Origin of the sequence: Agromyces mediolanus, assembly GCF_014648575.1 — a bacterium.
GTDB classification, from domain to species: domain Bacteria; phylum Actinomycetota; class Actinomycetes; order Actinomycetales; family Microbacteriaceae; genus Agromyces; species Agromyces mediolanus.
Window position 1 is genome coordinate 19,375 of the sequence record NZ_BMRJ01000003.1, and the last position, 20,346, is coordinate 39,720.

At 73.5% G+C, this 20,346-nt stretch carries 17 protein-coding genes; 3 read left to right on the forward strand and 14 right to left on the reverse strand.

Features of this window, described 5'->3' with window-relative positions; all coding sequences use genetic code 11:
- Positions 1-33: 33 nt before the first annotated feature.
- Positions 34-654 (reverse strand): translation initiation factor IF-3, encoded by a 621-nt coding sequence (gene infC, locus IEY71_RS14145; protein ID WP_189086189.1) that lies wholly within the window; start codon positions 652-654, stop codon positions 34-36.
- 278 nt (positions 655-932) lie between these two features.
- Between infC and IEY71_RS14150 the strand changes: the two genes are divergently transcribed.
- A complete protein-coding gene (locus IEY71_RS14150) occupies positions 933-1,340 on the forward strand; it encodes a DUF1844 domain-containing protein (protein ID WP_189086015.1) in 408 nt (135 codons plus the stop codon).
- A gap of 25 nt (positions 1,341-1,365) precedes the next feature.
- Here the strand turns inward: IEY71_RS14150 and IEY71_RS14155 are convergent, their stop codons facing one another.
- The 8 genes from IEY71_RS14155 to IEY71_RS14190 form a co-directional block, all read right to left on the reverse strand.
- A complete protein-coding gene (locus IEY71_RS14155; protein ID WP_189086016.1) occupies positions 1,366-2,163 on the reverse strand; it encodes a DNA-formamidopyrimidine glycosylase family protein in 798 nt (265 codons plus the stop codon).
- Complete coding sequence (locus tag IEY71_RS14160; protein WP_189086017.1) at positions 2,150-6,760, reverse strand: ATP-dependent helicase; 4,611 nt, start codon at positions 6,758-6,760, stop codon at positions 2,150-2,152. Before IEY71_RS14160 ends, IEY71_RS14155 begins: the two co-directional genes overlap by 14 nt.
- 39 nt (positions 6,761-6,799) lie before the next feature.
- Positions 6,800-7,657 carry an SseB family protein gene (locus IEY71_RS14165; protein WP_189086018.1) on the reverse strand — a complete coding sequence of 286 codons (858 nt, stop codon included), beginning with the start codon at positions 7,655-7,657 and terminating at the stop codon, positions 6,800-6,802.
- A gap of 10 nt (positions 7,658-7,667) precedes the next feature.
- On the reverse strand, positions 7,668-8,414 hold the full coding sequence (gene priA, locus IEY71_RS14170) for a bifunctional 1-(5-phosphoribosyl)-5-((5-phosphoribosylamino)methylideneamino)imidazole-4-carboxamide isomerase/phosphoribosylanthranilate isomerase PriA (protein WP_189086019.1): 747 nt from the start codon (positions 8,412-8,414) through the stop codon (positions 7,668-7,670).
- Between the two features lie 122 nt (positions 8,415-8,536).
- Positions 8,537-9,175 carry an imidazole glycerol phosphate synthase subunit HisH gene (gene hisH, locus IEY71_RS14175; protein ID WP_189086020.1) on the reverse strand — a complete coding sequence of 213 codons (639 nt, stop codon included), beginning with the start codon at positions 9,173-9,175 and terminating at the stop codon, positions 8,537-8,539.
- Entirely contained in the window at positions 9,172-9,780 is a 609-nt protein-coding gene (gene hisB, locus IEY71_RS14180) for an imidazoleglycerol-phosphate dehydratase HisB (RefSeq protein WP_189086190.1), read from the reverse strand. The genes hisH and hisB overlap by 4 nt, the downstream gene beginning before the upstream one ends.
- A 2-nt stretch (positions 9,781-9,782) precedes the next feature.
- Positions 9,783-10,883: a histidinol-phosphate transaminase gene (locus tag IEY71_RS14185; RefSeq protein WP_189086021.1), complete on the reverse strand. Its 1,101-nt coding sequence runs from the start codon at positions 10,881-10,883 to the stop codon at positions 9,783-9,785.
- A 60-nt stretch (positions 10,884-10,943) separates the two neighbouring features.
- Positions 10,944-11,312, reverse strand: coding sequence for a LysM peptidoglycan-binding domain-containing protein (locus tag IEY71_RS14190; RefSeq protein ID WP_229781764.1), 369 nt, complete (start codon positions 11,310-11,312; stop codon positions 10,944-10,946).
- A 255-nt stretch (positions 11,313-11,567) separates the two neighbouring features.
- Between IEY71_RS14190 and lexA the strand changes: the two genes are divergently transcribed.
- Positions 11,568-12,257, forward strand: a complete 690-nt coding sequence (gene lexA / locus IEY71_RS14195) for a transcriptional repressor LexA (RefSeq protein WP_229781765.1) — start codon at positions 11,568-11,570, stop codon at positions 12,255-12,257.
- Between the two features lie 81 nt (positions 12,258-12,338).
- Here the strand turns inward: lexA and metE are convergent, their stop codons facing one another.
- The 3 genes from metE to hflX all read right to left on the reverse strand — a co-directional run bounded on the left by metE (position 12,339) and on the right by hflX (position 17,506).
- Positions 12,339-14,669 (reverse strand): 5-methyltetrahydropteroyltriglutamate--homocysteine S-methyltransferase, encoded by a 2,331-nt coding sequence (gene metE, locus IEY71_RS14200; protein ID WP_189086022.1) that lies wholly within the window; start codon positions 14,667-14,669, stop codon positions 12,339-12,341.
- Positions 14,670-14,777: 108 nt separating this feature from the next.
- Positions 14,778-15,731 (reverse strand): methylenetetrahydrofolate reductase, encoded by a 954-nt coding sequence (locus IEY71_RS14205; protein ID WP_189086023.1) that lies wholly within the window; start codon positions 15,729-15,731, stop codon positions 14,778-14,780.
- 248 nt (positions 15,732-15,979) lie between these two features.
- A complete protein-coding gene (hflX, locus tag IEY71_RS14210; RefSeq protein WP_189086024.1) occupies positions 15,980-17,506 on the reverse strand; it encodes a GTPase HflX in 1,527 nt (508 codons plus the stop codon).
- A 42-nt stretch (positions 17,507-17,548) separates the two neighbouring features.
- On the opposite strand from hflX, the gene IEY71_RS14215 reads away from it, so the two are divergent.
- Positions 17,549-18,163, forward strand: coding sequence for a class I SAM-dependent methyltransferase (locus IEY71_RS14215; RefSeq protein WP_189086025.1), 615 nt, complete (start codon positions 17,549-17,551; stop codon positions 18,161-18,163).
- 45 nt (positions 18,164-18,208) lie between these two features.
- Here IEY71_RS14215 and IEY71_RS14220 read toward each other — a convergent pair whose 3' ends face one another.
- Positions 18,209-19,468: an MFS transporter gene (locus tag IEY71_RS14220; protein WP_189086026.1), complete on the reverse strand. Its 1,260-nt coding sequence runs from the start codon at positions 19,466-19,468 to the stop codon at positions 18,209-18,211.
- Complete coding sequence (dapF, locus tag IEY71_RS14225; protein WP_189086027.1) at positions 19,465-20,346, reverse strand: diaminopimelate epimerase; 882 nt, start codon at positions 20,344-20,346, stop codon at positions 19,465-19,467. The genes IEY71_RS14220 and dapF overlap by 4 nt, the downstream gene beginning before the upstream one ends.

The following is a 20,346-nucleotide window of genomic DNA, read 5'->3' on the forward strand; positions in this document are numbered from 1 at the left end:
TGGATCTGCCGCCACGGATGACGGACGGGGGTGTCAGGCTTCGTCCGTACCGGACTCTGCCGTCTGCGCCTCGGGCTCGCCGGCCTCGGCCGGTCGCGCCTTGGACGCAGCACGCTGTGCGTTCGCCTCGGCCTTGGCCTCGGACTTGTTCTTGAGCGGAGCGATGACCATGACCATGTTGCGGCCGTCGATGGTGGGCGTGTGCTCGACGGTGCCGAACTCCGCCACGTCCTCGGCGAAGCGCTGCAGCAGGCGGACGCCCATCTCGGGGCGCGACTGCTCGCGACCGCGGAAGAGGATCATCGCCTTGACCTTGTCGCCGGCCTTCAGGAAGCCGACGGCGCGCTTCATCTTGGTCTCGTAGTCGTGCTTGTCGATCTTGAGGCGGAACCGGACCTCTTTGAGGATGGTGTTCGCCTGATTGCGCCGGGCCTCCTTGGCCTTCTGCGCAGCCTCGTACTTGTACTTGCCGTAGTCCATGATCTTGACGACCGGCGGGCGGGAGTTCGGTGCGACCTCGACGAGGTCGAGGTCCGCCTCCTGCGCGAGCCGCAGGGCCACCTCGATCTTCACGACGCCGACCTGCTCTCCGCCAGGACCCACGAGACGAACCTCGGGGACGCGGATACGGTCATTGGTACGCGGATCGCTGATGCGTGTCTCCTCTGCTCAAGGCATTCTTCAGAAGCCGATCGGGAGACGGATGCCGCCCGACGACGAGAGCGGCACTCCTTGCCAGAAACTCTGGCACGCACTTCGGCCTCGGAACGGATTCCGAGGGCTGGTGCGGCACCCTGACTACCCGGCCTCTCACGAGACCCGGCGGAGTGCAACGACCCGGTAACCTTGAGCGGTCAGCGCGGGTGGGAGAAGATCCACTTTCGTACCGGGGATGAACCCCGGAGCCCGCAGAAGTTTAGCAGAGGAAATCCGTGACCGACAATTCCGCCGAGTCCCCCGCCGCCCACTCGCACGGGGAGGAGGCCGAGCAGTACGCCGCAGCGGTCGCGGCCGAGGCCGCCGACGCCACCCGCGACATCGCCGAGGTGCCCGCCGTCGAGGTGATCACGACGGCCGCGGTGCACCTCATGAGCGCCGCCGCCGTGAAGGTGGGCCTCGCCGACGACCCCGACTCGCAGCTCGACCTCGACGAGGCCCGCAAGCTCATCAACGCCCTCGCCGGCCTCATCACCGCCGGCGCGCCGGAGATCAGCGACATGCACGCCCGCTCGCTGCGCGACGGCCTGCGCTCGCTGCAGCTCGCCTTCCGCGAGACCTCGCCCATCCCCGACCCGATCGGGCAGGGCCCCGGCGAGAAGTGGACCGGCCCGGTCAGCTGAGCCGCGCGCACCGCCGGCCCGCCGTTCAGCGCTGGCAGTGCGGGCAGAGGTAGATCACGCGCTCCTGCGGGTCGGTGATCGAGTCGGTGCGTCCGCGACCGAGTTCGCCGCGCTCGACGAGCGTGCCGCAGCGGCGGCAGGGCGCGCCAGCCCGTCCGTACACCCAGAGCCGAGCACCGCGCCGGTCGACGCCGGTGGTGACCCGGGCCGTGCGCTCGCGGTTCGCCTGGATGAGGCGGTGCGCCAGCTCGACGATCCGCGCCGGGTCGCCCGCCTCGGCGACCGGTCGCTCCGGGCGGATGCCGCGGAGGAAGCACAGCTCGTTCACGTAGACGTTGCCGAGGCCGGCCATGACGCGCTGGTCGAGCAGCGCGACCGCGATCGGCTGCTCGCCCCGGGCGACGAGCCTCGCCGTCGCCTCGACCGGATCCCAGTCCTCGCCGAGCAGGTCGGGGCCGAGCCGGGCGAGGGCCGCGTCCTCCGCGTCGCGCGGCAGCAGTTCGACCTCGCCGAGTTCGAAGCCCACCGCGACGGCCTCGTCGTTCGCGAGCACGAGCTGCGCGAGGTGGGCGGGCTTGCCCCAGGGCTGGCCCGGCGCGTAGACCCGCCACTCCCCCTCCATCTTCAGGTGGCTGCGGACGCTCCACGACGGCGTGCGGACGAGCAGGTGCTTGCCCCGGCTCACGACCTGCTCGACGAGCTCGCCGCGGAGGTCGGCGGTCGCGTAGCGCGGCACGCGGAAGTCGCTGCGGACGAGCACCCGGCCGGCGAGCGCCTCCCGGAGCCGCGCGGCGGCCCGGTAGACCGTGTCACCTTCGGGCATCGAGCCGCACCCCCTTCGGGGTCTCGCCGAAGCCCGCGGCGCCGAGCGCGCGGCCGAATGCCGTGCCGAGCACGAAGACGCCGTTGACCGATTCCACGGCCAGCCGGCGCACCCGTCCCGAGTGCACGAGCTCCGCGAGCGCGGTGGCCGCGGCCTGCAGCGTCGCCTCGTCGTCGCGGTACGCCAGCACCGTCTTGCCGCCGCGCTCGACGTAGAGCACGAGCTCGCCGTCGACGAGCACCACGATGGCACCGGCCTTGCGCGCGGCCCGGTGCGAGCTCTCTCCCGGCGGGTCGGGCCAGGGCAGCGCGGCGCCGTACGCGTTCGCCGGATCGGTCGCGGCGAGGGCGACGGGCCGGGGCGTCGAAGCGGCTGCCTCCCGGCCGCCCGCGCCTCCGGCGTCCGACCCTCGGCGCCGGGGCGGGCCCCCTGCGCCGGGCTCGCGCTCGCCCGCCGACTCGGCGAAGCCGCGCAGCCGGTCGACGGCGCCCGGTGCGGCGAACTGCGCGGCGCCGAGGCGCTCGACGAAGTAGCCGCGCCGGGAGCGACCCGAGTCCTCGAAGCCGCGCAGCGTCTTGTAGGCGAGCGCGAAGCCGCCGAGCACGCCCTCGGCGACGACGCTGCCGCGGGTGACCACGCCGTAGCGGTCGAGCAGCGTCTCGCCGAGCGCGTGCGCGCGCCGCGTGGCATCCTCGTCGGCGACCGGCAGCACCGACCAGCGACCCGCGACGGACGGCGGCCCGCTGCGGCTCGGCACGGTCGCCCGCGGGAGTGCGCGGCCTCGGAGCATCCTCGCCCGCGGCGCGGGGCGCGAGGACTTGTGGGCGCTCCGCCCCGCGCCCACGAGCGCCCGCACGGGTGCGAAGGTGTCACCGGTGACGAGGCCCGACCAGGCGAGCCCCCAGAGCGCCTCGACGAGCGCCGCGTCGTCGGGGGCGTGCTCGAGCTCGCCGAAGGCGCCCACCGCGTCGGCCAACTGCCGGAAGAAGAAGGCGCCGCCGGAGCCGAGGGCGACGAGGAGCTCGCGCTGCACCGGATCGAGCTCGAGCGGGGCCGGCGCGGGCAGGGTCAGCGGAGCGGTCTCGGTCAGGTGCAGGGTGACCCAGCCGTCGTCGCCGGAGAGCGCGCCGGAGCCGGCCCAGAGCACCTCGCCGGCGGCCATCAGCTCATCGAGCATCGCCGGCGAGTAGTCGGCCACGCGGGCCGGCAGCACGAGCGACTCCCATGCCGAGGCGGGCAGCCGCGCACCCTCGAGCTGCTCGATCACGGCCACCACGCCGTCGAGCCCGCGGAGGGTGCCGCCGACGTGCTGCCAGGCCGGGAGGAAACGCGCCAGCGCCTCTTGCGGCACCGGCTCGATCTCGTGCCGGAGCGCCGCGAGCGAGCGACGGCGGAGCCGGCGCAACACTTCGGCGTCGCACCACTCGGTCGCGGTGCCGTGCGGACGGAACTCGCCCTCGACGACCCGGCGCTCGTCGGCGAGCCGGCGCAGCGCCGCGCGGGCGACCGCGACGCCGATGCCGAAGCGCTCGGCGAGCTCCTCGACCGCGAAGGGCCCGTGGGTGCGTGCGAAGCGTCCGACGAGGTCGCCGAGCGGATCTGCGACCCCCTCGCCGAAGGCGGCTGCGACCCCCGGCGGCACGGGCACGCCGAGCGCGTCGCGCAGCCGGCCGACGTCTTCGACCGCCGCGGCGAACTCGGCGCCCGCGAAGGAGACCCGCACCGCCCGGCGCTCCGCGACGAGCTCGGCCAGGGCGGCCTCGGCGTCGGTGGCGTCGTCGACCCGGGCCGCGAGCTCCTCGTCGCGGAGCGGGCCGAGCACCCGCAGGAGATCGGCGACGCCCTCGACGCCCTTGGCCCGTCGATCGGGGGCGAGCCGCTGCAGCTCGGCCTCGGTCTCGTCGATGACGCCGGGGTCGAGGAGCTCGCGCAGCTCGACCCGGCCGAGGAGCTCGCCGAGCAGCGACTGGTCGATCGCGAGCGCCGCGGCCCGGCGCTCGGCGAGCGGCGAGTCGCCCTCGTACATGAACGCGCCGACGTAGCCGAACAGCAGGGCGCTCGCGAACGGGCTCGGCGTGTCGGTGGTGACCTCGACGAGCCGCACCCGCCGCGCCGCGATGTCGGCGGCGATCTCGACGAGCCCGGGCACGTCGTAGACGTCTTGCAGCACCTCGCGCACCGTCTCGAGGATGATCGGGAACGTCGGGTACGCGCTCGCGACCTCGAGGAGCTGGGCGGCCTTCTGCCGCTGCTGCCAGAGCGGGGAACGGCGGCCGGGCTGGTACTGCGGGAGCAGCAGCGCCCGGGCCGCGCACTCGCGGAAGCGGCTCGCGAACAGCGCGGATCCGCCGACCTCGTCGGCGACGAGCTGCTCGAGCTCGCCCGCCTCGAAGACGAAGAGGTCCGCGCCGGGCGGGTCGACCCCGGTGTCGGGCACCCGCACGATGATGCCGTCGTCGGACGCCACGGCCGAGCCGTCGACGCCGAGCCGCTCCCGCACCCGGGCCGCGACGGCGAGCGCCCACGGCGCGTGCACGGGCATGCCGAACGGCGAGTGCAGGATGACCCTCCAGTCGCCGAGCTCGTCGCGGGTGCGCTCGACGACGAGCGTGCGGTCGCTCGGCACCTGTCCGGTGGCTCGGGCCTGGTCGGCGAGGAACGCGACGAGATTGCGCGCGGCGTTCTCGTCGAGCCCGGCGGCGCTGAGCCGGGCGAGCGCCGGCGACTCCGCCTCGGCGCCGAGCTCGCGCATGAACGCCCCGAGCGCGCGGCCGAGCTCGGCGGGTCGGCCGAGCGCATCGCCCTTCCAGAACGGCACCCGGCCGGGCTGACCGAAGGCGGGCACGACGTTCACCCGGTCGAAGGTGATCTCCTGGATGCGCCAGCTCGTGGCCCCCAGGGCGAACACGTCGCCGACCCGCGACTCGTACACCATCTCCTCGTCGAGCTCGCCGACGCGGCGCGCCGCGCCCTCGTCGGCGCCGACGAGGAACACGCCGAACATGCCGCGGTCGGGAATCGTGCCGCCGTTCGTGACCGCGAGCCGCTGCGCGCCGGGTCGGCCAGTGAGCACGCCCTGCTCGCGATGCCAGACGAGCCGGGGCCGCAGTTCGCCGAAGCGGTCGGAGGGATAGCGCCCCGCCAGGAGGTCGAGGGTCGCCTCGTACGCCGAGCGCGGCAGCGCGGCGAACGGGGCCGAGCGGCGGACGGTCGCGAACCAGCCCTCGACGTCGAGCTCGTCGACCGCCGCCGCGGCGATGGTCTGCTGGGCGAGGATGTCGAGCGGGTTCGCGGGGACCCGGAGCGTCTCGATCGCGCCCGCGAGCATGCGCTCGGAGGCGACCGCGGTGTGCACGAGGTCGGCCCGGTTCTTGGGGAACATCACGCCGCGGGAGACCTCGCCGACCTGGTGGCCGGCGCGCCCGAGCCGCTGCAGCCCGCTCGCGACCGAGGGCGGCGCCTCGACCTGGACGACCAGGTCGACCGCACCCATGTCGATGCCGAGCTCGAGGCTCGAGGTGGCGACGACGCAGCGGAGCCGGCCGGACTTCAGATCGTCCTCGATCTCGGCCCGCTGCTCCTTGCTGACCGAGCCGTGGTGCGCGCGGGCGATGACGGGCGGCGCGCCGCTCGTCTGTCCCGACTGCGCCATCACCTGGGCCGGCGGCCCGCCCGCCGCGGCCGCCACAGCCAGCTCCTCGCGTTCGACCTCTTCGAGCTGCAGCTCGTTGAGCCTCGCCGTCAGCCGCTCGGCGAGCCGGCGGGAGTTCGCGAAGACGATCGACGAACGGTTCGCGAGCACCTGATCGAGGATCGCCTGCTCGACGTGCGGCCAGATCGAGCCCGTGGCGTCGTCGCTCGCGGGCAGCTGCGCCATGTCCTCGACCGGCACGACGACCCGCAGCTCGAAGCGCTTGTCGGCCGGCGGCGCGACGATCTCGACGGGGGCGCTCGCGCAGAGGAAGCGCGCCACCTCCTCGACGGGGCGCACCGTGGCCGAGAGCCCGATGCGCTGGGCCGGACGTTCGAGCAGGGCGTCGAGCCGCTCGAGGGTCACGGCGAGGTGCGCGCCCCGTTTCGTGCCGGCGACCGCGTGGATCTCGTCGACGATGACCGTCTCGACGGAGCGGAGCGTCTCGCGCGCCTGCGAGGTCAGCATGAGGAACAGCGACTCGGGCGTCGTGATGAGGATGTCGGGCGGATGCCGCTGCAGCGCCCGTCGCTCGTCGGCCGGGGTGTCGCCCGAGCGCACGCCCACCGTGATCGGCGGCGGGGTGTCGCCGAGCCGCTCGGCCACCCGCCCGATGCCCGTGAGCGGCGCACGGAGGTTGCGTTCGACGTCGACGCCGAGCGCCTTCAACGGGGAGAGGTACACCACCCGGGTGCCCGGCTCACGAGCGGGCTCGCGGTGCAGCCGGTCGATGGCCGAGAGGAAGGCCGACAGCGTCTTGCCGGAACCGGTCGGGGCGACGACGAGCGCGTGCGAGCCTCGCCCGATCGCCGACCAGGCCCCGGCCTGCACGGGCGTCGGCGCGCGGAACGCCTCGGTGAACCACGTGCTCGTGGCCGCCGAGAACGCCGCGAGCGCATCGGTCATGGCATCCATTCAAGCGGATGCCGCCGACACTGCCGCCCTTCAGGCGGCGCGACCGCCCACGAGGCGCACCGCGAGCGAGTCGACGCCGGTCGCGATGGCATCGTCCTCCGCCCAGCGACGCGCGAGCCGGGCGGTCGTGGCGTCGAGCTCCTCGCGGGTGAGCCCCTCGACGAGGTGCAGCACGACGACGAGCTCGGGCCCGGCCAGCTGCGAGAGCGGATCGCCGGCGGCGAGGTCGATGCCGAGCACCGCGAGCTCGCTGCCGATCGAGCGCTCGAAGGCGAGCCGCACCGGGACGGACTCGAACGGCGGCACCCAGTCGTGCGACTGGGCGACCGCCCAGACCGCCGGCCGCCGCAGCACGAACTCGTTCCCCGAGCCGGCGTCGAGCACGACGAGCTCCGTGCCGTCGTCGGCGGCCGCGAGGCACACCCGGACGCCGTCGGCGGGCACCGGCCGCGCTTCGGGGTTCCATTCGCGCATCGCCTCGACGGAGGAGAACACGGGCAGCACGCGCCGCCCGTCCGGCCCCTCCACCGTCACGATCGAGAGCTCCTGGCTCTTGTCGACGGGGTGGCCGTGCGGGCCGAGCTCGGCGCCGCCGGACTCCCCCGAGCCCGCCGAGGGGTCGCCGAGCTCTGCGAGGAGCGGGATCAACAGCCGCGCTCGGCCGAACTCGGCGACCACGGCCGCCTGCGAGCCGTCGCCGTCCCGGAACCGCGCGAGCGCCGCCCCGAGCTCCGGCGGGGTCGAGCCGTCGTCACCGGCGTGCGGATTCGCCTCGAAGGCGCGTCCGGCCCACGGCACGCCCGCCGAGTCGGTGAGGTGTGCGGGAAGCTCCCGTGCGCCGTCCCGGCCTTCGCGACCGTCGCGGTCGGCTGCCTCGGCGTCGCTCATCGGAACGCCGTCAGTAGCCGGCGACGTCGAGGGCTTCGGCGAGCGTGAAGGCACCGGCGTACAGCGCCTTGCCGACGATCGAGCCCTCGAGCCCGAGCGGCACGAGCTCGCGGAGCGCGGCGATGTCGTCGAGGTTCGAGACGCCGCCGGAGGCGACGACGGGCCGGTGCGTGCGCTCCATGACCTGGCGGAGCAGCTCGAGGTTGGGGCCCTGCAGGGTGCCGTCCTTGGTCACGTCGGTGACGACGTAGCGGGCGGCCCCCGCCTCCTCCAGACGGTCCATGACCTGCCAGAGGTCGCCCCCGTCCTTCGTCCAGCCGCGCGCGGCCAGGGTCGTGCCGCGCACGTCGAGGCCGATGGCGATGGCCTCGCCGTACTGCGCGATGACGGAGGCGGCCCACTCGGGGTTCTCGAGCGCCGCGGTGCCGAGGTTGATGCGCTTCGCACCGATCTCGAGCGCGTTCTCGAGCGAGGCGTCGTCGCGGATGCCGCCGGAGAGCTCGACGTTGACGCCGCGCACCTGCCGGATGACCTTCTTCAGGATGCCCGCGTTCGAGCCGCGACCGAAGGCGGCGTCGAGGTCGACGAGGTGGATCCAGTCGGCGCCCTGGTCGGCCCACTCGGCCGCGGCGTCGACGGGGTCGCCGTAGTTGGTCTCGGTGCCCGCCTCCCCCTTGGTCAGGCGGACGGCTTTGCCGCCGGCGACGTCGACGGCCGGCAGGAGCACCAGGCGCGGGGTGTGGTTGAACTCGCTCATCACTGTCCTCGGAGAGAAGGCCGCTGTGCGGCACTCGGGCACAGTCACAGCATCCTAGTCGGGGCCGGCGGCCGCCGTTGACACGTGACGATCAGGGTCGGGACGGCGGGGCGTCCCAGTGCTCAGGAAAGGCTGCCGATCCAGTTGGAGAGCAGGCGGATGCCGGCATCCGCCGACTTCTCCGGGTGGAACTGCGTGGCGGACAGCGGGCCGTTCTCGACCGCCGCCAAGAAGCGGCCGCCGTGCTCGGCCCAGGTGAGCGAGGGCTGCGGGAACGGCGGGATCACGTCGAGACTCCACCGCTGGGCGGCGAAGGAGTGCACGAAGTAGAAGCGCTCGTCCTCGATGCCGTCGAAGAGCACGCTGCCGGCATCGGGCGTCACGGTGTTCCACCCCATGTGCGGCAGCACCTCGGCCGGCAGCTCCGTGACCTCGCCGGGCCACTCGCCGAGGCCCTCGGTGTCGGTGCCGCGCTCGACGCCGCGCTCGAACATGACCTGCATGCCCACGCAGATGCCGAGCACCGGGCGTCCGCCGGCGAGCCGCCGGTCGATGAGCTCGTCGCCGCGCACGGCGCGGAGCTGCTCCATCACCGCACGGAAGGCGCCGACCCCGGGCACGACGAGCCCGTCGGCCTCCATCACCGCCGCGCGGGCCGCGGTGACCTCGACCTCCGCCCCCGCCCGCTCGAGCGCCTTCGCCGCCGAATGCACGTTGCCGGAGCCGTAGTCGAGGACGACGACGCGCCGGGTGCGGCTCACAGCGCGCCCTTCGTGGACGGGATGCCGACGACGAGCGGGTCGAGGGCCTTCGCCTGTCGGAACGCCCGCGCGAACGCCTTGAACTCGGCCTCGGCGATGTGGTGCGGGTCGCGTCCGCCGAGCACGCGGACGTGCACGGTGAGCCCGGCGTTGAAGGTGATGGCCTCGAAGACGTGACGCACCATCGACCCCGTGAAGTGGCCGCCGATGAGGTGGAACTCGAAGCCCTCGGGCTCGCCCGTGTGCACGAGGTACGGCCGGCCCGAGATGTCGACGACGGCCTGCGCGAGCGCCTCGTCGAGCGGGACGAGCGCATCGCCGTAGCGCGAGATGCCGCGCTTGTCGCCGAGCGCCTGGCGGATGGCCTGGCCGAGCACGATGCCTGTGTCCTCGACGGTGTGGTGGACGTCGATGTGCACGTCGCCGCTGGCGCGCACGGTGAGATCGCTCAGCGAGTGCTTGGCGAAGGCGGTGAGCAGGTGGTCGTAGAACGGGACCCCCGTCTCGATGTCGCTCGTGCCGGTGCCGTCGAGATCGATCGAGAGGTCGATGCTCGACTCGCTCGTCTCGCGCTGGACGCGGGCCGTGCGGTGCTGGTTCGCCATGGTCATGCTCCGATCCTATTCGCGGCGCTCGGCGCGAACAGCGCGATCGCCTCGAGGAACGCGGTCGTCTCCGCCTCCGTGCCCGCGCTCACCCGGAGGCTGCCGGGCAGGCCGATGTCGCGGATCAGCACGCCCCGCTCGAGCAGCGCCTGCCAGAGCGCCCCCGGCTCGTCGACGCCGCCGAACAGGACGAAGTTCGATCCGCTCCGGTAGGGGCGGAAGCCGAGCCGGCCGAGCTCGCGCACGATGCGCTCGCGCTGTCCGCGGATCTCGTCGACCATCGCGAGCATCTCGTCGCTGTGCGCGAGGGCGGCGAGCGCGGCGGCCTGGGTGAGGGCGGAGAGGTGGTACGGGAGCCGCACGAGACGGAGGGCGTCGATCACCGCCGGGTCTGCGGCGAGGTAGCCGACCCGCGCGCCTGCGAAGGCGAACGCCTTGCTCATCGTGCGCGAGACGACGAGTCGCGGCCGGCCTTCGAGGAGCTCGAGCGCGCTCGGCGTGCCGGGGTCGGCGAACTCGAAGTACGCCTCGTCGACGATCACGATGCCGCGCGCCGCATCGGCGACCGCGCGGATGGTGTCGAGCGACACCGGAGTGCCGGTGGGGTTGTTCGGCGCGCAGAGGAAGACGACGTCGGGATCGTGCTGCTCGATGGCCGCGACGGCCGTCTCGGCGCTCAATTCGTAGTCGGCGTCGCGCGGGGCGTCGATCCACTCGGTGCCGGTGCCGGAGGCGAGCAGCGAGTACATCGAGTAGGTGGGCGAGAAGCCGAGCGCCCGGCGCCCCGGCCCCCCGAACGCCTGCAGCAGGTGCTGCAGCACCTCGTTCGAGCCGTTCGCCGCCCAGATCTGCTCGGGCGTGAGCCCGTGCCCGAGGTAGCGGGCGAAGGCCTCGCGCAGCTCGGTGAACTCGCGGTCGGGGTAGCGGTTCAGCTGGAGGATGGCCGCCGCGACTCGGGCAACGATGTCGTGCGCGACGTCCTCGGGGATCGGATGCGTGTTCTCGTTCACGTTGAGGGCGACCGGAACGACCTTCTGCGGAGCGCCGTAGGGCGAGCGCCCCCTGAGGTCATCGCGGATGGGCAGATCTTCGAAGCTCGTCACCACTTCATGCTAGTGATGCGCAACCCGCTGTGACGCCGCGCTGAGGCGGCACCGGAGCGTTCAGTTCGCGGCGGGAAGCGCCAGGCGCTGGCCCGGCTCGACCACCGAGGAGTCGAGCCCGTTGAGTCGGATGATGTCGTCGATGACCACCCGCGGATCGGCACCGGGGTCGGTCGCCTCGGCGATCTCCCACAGGGTGTCGCCGGCGCCGACCGTGACGTAGTCGAAGCTCGCGCCCGGTCCGCCGACAGCGTCATCCGCCGCCGCGACGCCGGCACCGAGCACGCTCAGCGCAGCCCAGATGACGAGCGGGAGCGCGCCGAGGGTCGTGAAGACGACGCGACCGCGTCGAGTCAGTCGGAGCCGCGTGCGGGCACCTGCGAAATCGTTCGCGGTGAACTCGGCACCGTTCGCCATGACTGCGCTCATCTCAACACCTCCAGGAGAATCGCACCCGGCCCTCGGCCGGGAGGGCCGGATGCGAAGCTGTGTTCCGAATCTATCTTCGATTGTTCGAATCTGCAAGCCGTTCTTCGAACATTGCGCCGCATCGGATTCGCGACACACTCGAAGGAATGTTTGCCGCACCCGCGTTGCGCGGATACAGTTTCGAATGTCAGAACAGAGTCCATCAGGGACCACCGACATTCCGGTCGCAAGACCGCCGACGAGGGGCGTCAGCACGTGAGCACCGAGACCGAGGGCAGCAAGCCGGCCGCACGTGCGCGCCGCCGCAAGAGCCTGAGCGCGAAGCAGATCTCGATCCTCGAGGTCATCCAGCGCTCGGTCGCGACGCGGGGCTACCCGCCGAGCATGCGCGAGATCGGCGACGCCGTGGGCCTGTCCTCGCTCTCGAGCGTCACCCATCAGCTCAACCAGCTGGAGTTGGCCGGCTACCTCCGGCGCGACCCGAACCGGCCCCGCGCGCTCGAGGTGCTGATCGAGCTCCCCGGCACCGAGGAGCGCCAGCCGAGCGACGGCGAACCCATCCCGGTCGGCGACGCCGCGATGGTGCCGCTCGTCGGCCGCATCGCCGCCGGCATCCCGATCACCGCCGAGCAGCAGATCGACGAGGTCTTCCCGCTCCCCCGCCAGCTCGTCGGCAAGGGCGAGCTGTTCATGCTGAAGGTCGTCGGCGACTCCATGGTCGACGCGGCGATCTGCGACGGCGACTGGGTCGTCGTGCGTTCGCAGCGCACCGCGGAGAACGGCGAGATCGTCGCGGCCATGCTCGACGAGGAGGCCACGGTGAAGGTCTTCCGGCAGCGCGACGGCCACACCTGGCTGCTCCCCCGCAACAGCGCCTTCGAGCCCATCCTGGGCGACGACGCCGAGGTGCTCGGCAAGGTCGTCGCGGTGCTCCGCGCGGTCTGACGCCGCCAGACGCCAGGAACGGCCCGGGATGCCTCGCATCCCGGGCCGTTCCGCGTCCGCAGCCGCGACGGCTCACGCCGATCAGGCGCGGGCGAGCGACTCCCGCACCGAGCGGGCGGCTCCGACGAGGTGCGTGAGCGAGGCGACCGTCTCGTCGTAGCCGCGCGTCTTCAGCCCGCAGTCCGGGTTCACCCAGAGCCGCGACGCCGGCACCTCGGCCACCGCGCGCTCCAGGAGCTCGCGGACCTCGTCCTCGCCGGGCACCCGGGGCGAGTGGATGTCGTAGACGCCGGGACCCACGCCGTGGTCGAAGCCGCTGCGGCCGAGGTCCTCGACCACCTCCATGCGGCTGCGCGCGGCCTCGATGCTCGTGACGTCGGCGTCGAGCCCCCGGATGGCGTCGATGACGACGCCGAACTCGGAGTAGCAGAGGTGCGTGTGCACCTGCGTCGCCGGCGCGGCCCCGGCCGTCGCGAGCCGGAACGCGCCGACCGACCAGTCGAGGTAGGCCGGCTGCTCCGCGCGGCGGAGCGGCAGCAGCTCCCGGAGCGCGGGCTCGTCGACCTGGATGATCCGGATGCCGGCGGCCTCCAGGTCCGCCACCTCGTCGCGGAGCGCGAGGCCCACCTGGCGCGCGGTGTCGCCGAGCGGCTGATCGTCGCGCACGAACGACCAGGCGAGGATCGTGACGGGCCCCGTCAGCATCCCCTTCAGGTGCCGTTGGGTCAGCGACTGCGCGTACGCCGACCAGCCGACGGTCATCGGGGCGGGACGGGAGACGTCGCCCCAGAGGATCGACGGGCGCGTGCAGCGCGAGCCGTAGGACTGCACCCAGCCGTGCTCGGTCACCGCGAAGCCGTCGAGCAGCTCGGCGAAGTACTGCACCATGTCGTTGCGCTCCGGCTCGCCGTGCACGAGCACGTCGAGGCCGAGTTCCTCCTGGAGCCGCACGACCCGCTCGATCTCCTGCTCGATGATCGCACGGTAGCCCGCGTCGTCGAGTTCGCCGCTCGCGAGCGCGGCGCGAGCGCGCCGGAGCTCGCCGGTCTGCGGGAAGGAGCCGATCGTCGTGGTCGGCAGCTCTGGCAGCCCGAGGTCGAGCTGGGCCTCGACGCGGGCGTCGTAGTCGACGCGGGCGAAGTCGGCGTCCGAGAGGGCGGCCAGCCGCTCCCGGACCGCCGGCACCCGCACCCCCGGCGCGCCGGCGCGGTCGACGAGGGCGGCCGAGGCATCCGCGAGCTCCGACTCGATCGCCTGACGGCCGTGCGCGAGCCCGCGCGCGAGCGTCGCGACCTGGGCGACCTTCTGATCGGCGAAGGCGAGCCAGCTCGCGAGGCGCGGGTCGAGCCGCTGCTCGTCCGCCAGGTCGTGCGGCACGTGTTGGAGCGAGGTGGAGCTCGCGATCGCGAGCGAGCCGGCCAGCCCCTCGAGCGCGACCGCGCGGTCGAACGCCGCCGCGAGGTCGCCCCGCCAGATGTTCCGCCCGTCGACGACGCCGGCGACGAGCGTCTTGCCCGCCAGGGCCGCGCGGGTGGCGTCGTCGAGTCCGCTCGGGAGCTCGCCGCGCACGAGGTCGAGCCCGATCGCCTCGACGGGCGTCGCGGCGAGCACGGCCACTCCCTCGCCGATGCCGCCGTACGGGGTCGCGACGAAGAGCGCCGGGCGCCGCTCCGCGGCCCCGAGCACGGCGTACGCCCGCGCCGCCGCCTCGCGGAGGCGGGCCGGGCTCTCGTCGAGGCTCTCGCTGGCGAGCGCCGGCTCGTCGAGCTGCACCCACTCGGCGCCCGCCTCGGCGAGGTGCGCCAGGAGCTCGGCGTAGACGGGGAGCAGCCGCTCCAGCGCGTCGAGCGGCCGGAAGCCCACCGGCGCCTCCGTCGCGGGCTTCGCGAGCGCGAGGAGCGTCACCGGGCCGACGAGCACCGGACGCGTGATCGACCCCTCCGCGAGCGCCTCCGCGAAGCGCGTCACGAGCCGTTCCGAGTGCGCGGCGAACGCGGTTCCCGGCGCGATCTCGGGCACGAGGTAGTGGTAGTTCGTGTCGAACCACTTCGTCATCTCGAGCGGCGGCTGCCCCGCCTCGCCGCGGGCGAGCACGAACTCGCCGTCGACATCGACCGAACCGTCGGCGGCACGGACGTGCGCGAAGCGCTCGGGCACCGCGCCGACCGCGAGGGCGGTGTCGAGCACCTGGTCGTAGGCCGCGAAGGAATCGGGGATGGCCGAGTCGTCGCCGAGCCCGAGCTCGATGAGCCGCGCGCGCGTCGCCGATCGCAGCTCGGCGGTCCGCCGCTCGAGCTCGGTGCGGTCGATGCGCCCGGCCCAGTAGGCCTCCACGGCGCGCTTGAGCTCGCGGCGGCGGCCGATCCGCGGGTAGCCGAGGATCGTGCCCGCGGGGAAGGCGGGTGCGGTCATGTGCTGGGTCCTTTCGTCGTGCTGCGGGGTCGACGAGACACCGCGGGATCGCGGGTCGCCGGTGAGGCCCGGGGCGGGGCGCCTCGGACCGGGTCTTCTCGTTCGGGCTCAGCCGTGCGTCGTGGCCGAGTGGATGCCGATCCGCTCGAGCACGGATCGCACCGTCCCGTGCTGGTTGTACGTGTAGAGGTGGAGGCCCGGGGCGCCGCCCTCCAGCACCGCGTCGGCGAGCGCCGCGGCATGCGTCTCCCCGATCTCGGCGCGAGCTTCGGCATCCGGCTCGATCTCGAGCGCGATCGCGAGCTCGGCCGGCGGTTCGACGCCCGTCAGCTGGGTGAGCCGGGCGAGCCGGGCCGGCGTCGTGACGGGCATGAGGCCGGGCAGGATCGGGATCGTGACGCCCGCCGCGCGCGCCCGCTCCACGAAGCCGAGATAGTCCTCGGCGCGCCAGAAGAGCTGTGTGATCGCGAGGGTCGCCCCGGCGACCTCCTTGGCGAGGAGCACGTCGACGTCCTGCGCGAGGCCGCGCGAGCGCGGGTGCCCGGTCGGGAACGCGGCGACGGCGACCCGCTCAGGTCGCGGCCTCGCCCGGATCCGCCGGGCGCGGGGCGTGCCCGGCACCCCCACCTGACCGAAGGGCTCGCGCTCCTCCTGCACCCGGTGGATGAGTTGCACGAGTTCGGCCGCCGAGCCGAGGTCGCCGAGTCCGGCGTCCGCGTCCCCGTCCTCGGGCGGGTCGCCGCGCAGGGCGAGGAAGCTCGTGATGCCGGCATCGAGGAACTCGCGCACGAGGCGGTTCGCCTCGGCGTGGGAGGAGCCGACGCAGGTGAGGTGCGCCATCGGCTCGACCCGGGTGTGCTCGAGGATGTACCGGAGCACCGTGAGGGATCGCCCGCGCGAGGAGCCGCCCGCGCCGAAGGTGACGGAGATGAAGGCGGGGTCGACCTCGGCCAGCCGATCGATCGTGCGTCCGAGCGCGATCGCCGCGGCATCGCTGCGCGGCGGGTACAGCTCGAAGGAGATCGGCGGGCGGCCGGGACAGTCGCCTGCGGCTCCGGTCATGCTGGCTCCTCGACGGGATGCCGCATGGGCGATGGCACGGCTTGCCGCGACCACCGCCGCACTGCGGCGGGTGGGTCTCGCGGGCGGGTGCCGGGCTCGGCGGTCGCTCCTGGCGGCGGGCATCCGGCCCGTCGCCGACGATCAGGAGCGACGATACGCCGACCGCGCCCGTCCCGCAGGAGTATGACCGAGGATGACGCCGCGGGACGCCGGATGACCCGCCGTCCCGCGACGGTGCGACTCGCTACTTACGCCGCGACCGGCGCCCGGAACTCGGCGAGCTGGCCCGCGAGCTCCGGCGAGACGAGCGCGCGCACCCGCGTGCCCTCCTCGACGTACTCGAGCTCGAGCACGCGGGAGGTCTCGTGCAGCGCGGAGACGATGTCGCCCCGCTCGTAGGGCACGAGCAGCTCGACCTCGACGGCCGGGTCGGGCAGCATACGCCCGATCGCCTCGAGCACGGCCTCGACGCCTTCGCCGGTGCGCGCGGAGACGAACACCGCGTCGGGCTCGAGCCCCTGGAGCACCAGGCGGTCCTCGGCGGTGACGAGGTCGGCCTTGTTGAACACGACGAGCTCGGGCACGTCGCGCGCGCCGACCTCGCCGATGACGTCGCGCACGGTGGCGATCTGCCCGGCGGGGTCGGGGTGCGCGGCGTCGACGACGTGCACGATGAGGTCGGCGTCGCCGACCTCCTCGAGCGTCGAGCGGAACGCCTCGACGAGCTGGTGCGGCAGGTTGCGCACGAAGCCGACCGTGTCGGCGATCGTGTACACCCGGCCGTCGGCCGTCGTGTTGCGCCGCACGGTCGCGTCGAGGGTCGCGAAGAGCGCGTTCTCGACGAGCACGCCCGCGCCGGTGATGCGGTTCAGGAGGCTCGATTTGCCGGCGTTCGTGTAGCCGGCGATCGCGACCGACGGCACCGCGTTGCGCTTGCGGTTGGCCCGCTTGGCCTCACGGGCCGGCTTCATGCCGACGATCTGCTTGCGGAGCTTCGCCATGCGGGAGTGGATGCGCCGACGGTCGAGCTCGAGCTTCGTCTCACCGGGACCGCGGCTGCCCATGCCCGCGCCGGCGCCGCCGACCTGTCCACCGGCCTGCCGCGACATCGACTCGCCCCAGCCGCGGAGCCGGGGAAGCAGGTACTCGAGCTGCGCGAGCTCGACCTGCGCCTTGCCCTCGCGGCTCTTCGCGTGCTGGCTGAAGATGTCGAGGATCACGGCCGTGCGGTCGATCACCTTGACCTTGACCGCGTCCTCCAGCGCACGGCGCTGGCTCGGTGCGAGCTCGGTGTCGGCGATCACGGTGTCGGCGCCGAGCGAGGCCACGATGTGGCGCAGCTCCTCGACCTTGCCGCGGCCGAGGTAGGTGGCGGGGTCGGGGTGCGGGCGGCGCTGCAGCACGCCGTCGAGGACCCGGGCACCGGCGGTCTCGGCGAGGGCCGAGAGCTCGCGCAGCGAGGTCTCGGCGTCGTCGAGCGAGCCCTGCGAGTAGACGCCGATGAGCACGACGTTCTCGAGCCGGAGCTGGCGGTACTCGACCTCGGTGACGTCTTCGAGCTCGGTCGACAGCCCGCTCACGCGGCGGAGCGCCGCCCGTTCCTCACGGTCGAGCTGTTCGCCGTCGGTGGACTGCCACGGCGAGGCATCCGCGCCGTCCTTCTGAATGGCTGCGGCGGCCTCGGCACCGAACCGGGCGATGCCGGCGCGCGTGTCGGCCGAGCGCAGCACGCGCTCGACGGCGTCGTCGGGGTGCTGTTCTGGGGCTTCGTTCATCGTGTCCAGCCTACTTCTCCCTCGTGCGATAGGTTCCCCTGTATGTCTCAGGAGCACTACTTCTCGTCCAAGCCCGCGTCGGAGGACGCGCTGCGCACCGTCCGGGTGCGCCTGGCAGGGCGTGAACTCGAGCTGCTCACCGCCGCCGGGGTGTTCAGCCCCGAGCACGTCGACCACGGCACCCGCGTGCTGCTCGACCACGCTCCCGAGCCGCCCGCCGACGGCCAGCTGCTCGACCTGGGCTGCGGCTGGGGGCCGATGGCGCTGACGCTCGCGCTCCGCTCCCCCGAAGCGACGGTCTGGGCCGTCGACGTCAACGAGCGGGCGCTCGACCTCGTGCGGCGGAACGCCGCACGGCTCGGGCTCGACAATGTCAACGCCGTGCTCCCCGCCGATGTTCCCGGCGACGTGGCGTTCCGTGCGATCTGGTCCAACCCGCCGATCCGCATCGGCAAGCCGCAGCTGCACGAGCTCCTCACCACGTGGCTGCCCCGCCTCGAGGCCGGTCGCTCGGCCTGGCTCGTCGTGCAGAAGAACCTCGGCGCCGACTCGCTGCAGCGCTGGCTCGGCGAGACGCTGCCGAGCGGCACGGCGGTCGAGCGGCACGCCACCGACAAGGGCTTCCGCCTCATCGAGGTGCGCTCGCCCGACGCGTAAGCCGGACGCGGCGGGCGCGGCGGGCGTCGCGCTCGACCCTCGCGATCAGTCCGCGGCGCCCGTGCGCGCCGCGCGGATCGCCGCCGTGCTCGTGAGCACGAGAAACCCGCTCGTCGCGAACAGCACCGCGAGCAGGGGCGCGGTCCAGGCGCCGGTCGACTCGTGCAAGGCGCCGAGCACGGGCGGCGCGGTCGCGGCGAGCAGGTAGCCGCCGGCCTGCACGAGCGCGGACATCTGCGTCGTCTCCCGGTCGGTGCGGGTGAACCGCACCACCGAGGCGATGATGACGACGAAGCCGCCGCCCTGCGCGATGCCGCCGGTGACCGTCCAGAGCAGGTACGCGTCCGGCGCGAGCAGCAGCCCGAGCGGCAGGCTCATCCAGAGCACGCCGACGATCGCGGGCTGCAGCCAGACGGGGCGCGCGCGGCCGAGGAACGGCACCCCGAGCGCGCCCACGACGGCGGCCAGCTGGAACAGCGAGGAGACGTTGCCCGCGGAGATCGCGTCGAGGCCGTGCTCGTCGCCGTAGAGGCTCGGCAGCCAGGCGCTCAGGCCGTAGTACGAGAACGACTGCGTGGCGAAGGCCGCGGCGAGCAGCCAGGTCATGCTGTTGCGCCATGCGGAGCGCTCCCCCGGGATCACCCCGGTCGGACCCGTCACCGCCTGCATCGACCCGGTGACGGCGAGCGCCTCCGCCGCCCTCGCCTCGCGGCTCTCGGCGACCGTGCGGCGGAGGTGCACGCCCCACACCGCGAGCGCGACGATGATCAGCACGCCCCAGACGGCGGTGGCCCACTGCCAGCCGATCTGCTCGGCGAGCGGCGCGGTGGCGGCGATCGTGAGCATCGAGCCGACGTTCATCATGGCCGAGTAGACGCCGGTGACGAGCTGCGCCCGCGCGGGCGGCACATCTCGCCTGATGACCACGGGGACGACGACGTTGCCGATCGCGATGGCGATGCCGATCACGATGGTGCCGACGAAGGCGGCGGCGGTCGTTCCGCCGGAGCGGATGATCGTGCCGATCAGGGTGCCGATGAGCGCGATCGCGACGGCGCGCTCGGCACCGGTGAGGCGGATCGTCCAGGCGGCGACGGGCGTGCCGAGGGCGAAGCAGAGCACGGGCAGGCTCGTCAGCAGCCCCGCGGTGGTCGGCGTGATGCCGAGGCTCTGCTCGATGTCCCCGATGACCGGGGAGATGGTGACGAGCGGTCCGCGGAAGTTCAGCGCGACGAGCGAGATGCCGACGAGCAGCAGCCAGGGGAAGGCGGAGCGGGCGGACTCGCTGCGGTCGGCGCCGCTCATGCGAGCGCGAGCACGCCGTCGTAGACGAGCTCGGCCGGGCCGGAGAGCGAGACGTGCTCGCCGTCGGGGGCGCTCACCATGCGGACGCCGAGCACCCCGCCGGGCACCTGGACGCGCCAGACGTCGGGCGCGCCCGCGCCGGCCCAGTGCCGCACGGCGAGCGCCGAGGCGACCGCGCCCGTGCCGCAGGACAGGGTCTCGCCCGAGCCGCGCTCGTGCACGCGCATGCGGATGCGGCCGACGCCATCCTCGACGAGGGGGTCGGCGGGCACCACGAACTCCACGTTCGCGCCGGCCTCGGGCTCGGGGTCGAGCACCGGCAGATAGCCGAGGTCGAGGCCCTCGAGCTCGGTCTCGTCGGCGAGGGCGACGACGACGTGCGGGTTGCCGACGTCGATGCCGAGGCCGGGCCGGGCGACGGGCAGGTTCTTCGCGCGCACGAGCGGCTCGCCGCCGGCGAGCCGCCACACGCCGAGGTCGGCCTGGTAGCCACTGCCGGCCCGCCGCACGTGCCGCACGCCGGCGCGGGTGCCGATGACGAGCTCGCCGCCGTCGGGCAGCTCGGCGAGTCCCTGGTCGAGCAGGTACGCGGCGTAGACGCGGATGCCGTTGCCGCACATCTCGGAGACGGAGCCGTCGGCGTTCCAGTAGTCCATGAACCAGACGGCCGCGGCGTCCTCGGCGAGGGCGTCGGCCCCGGCGTCGAGATTGCTGCTTCGGACCGCGCGGATGACGCCGTCGGCGCCGACGCCGAAGCGCCGGTCGCAGACCGCGCGGATCTGCTCGGGGGTCAGTTCGAGGTCGCCCTCGGGATCCGCGAAGAGCACGAAATCGTTGCCGGTGCCCTGCCCCTTGGTGAACCTGAGATCGAACGACAT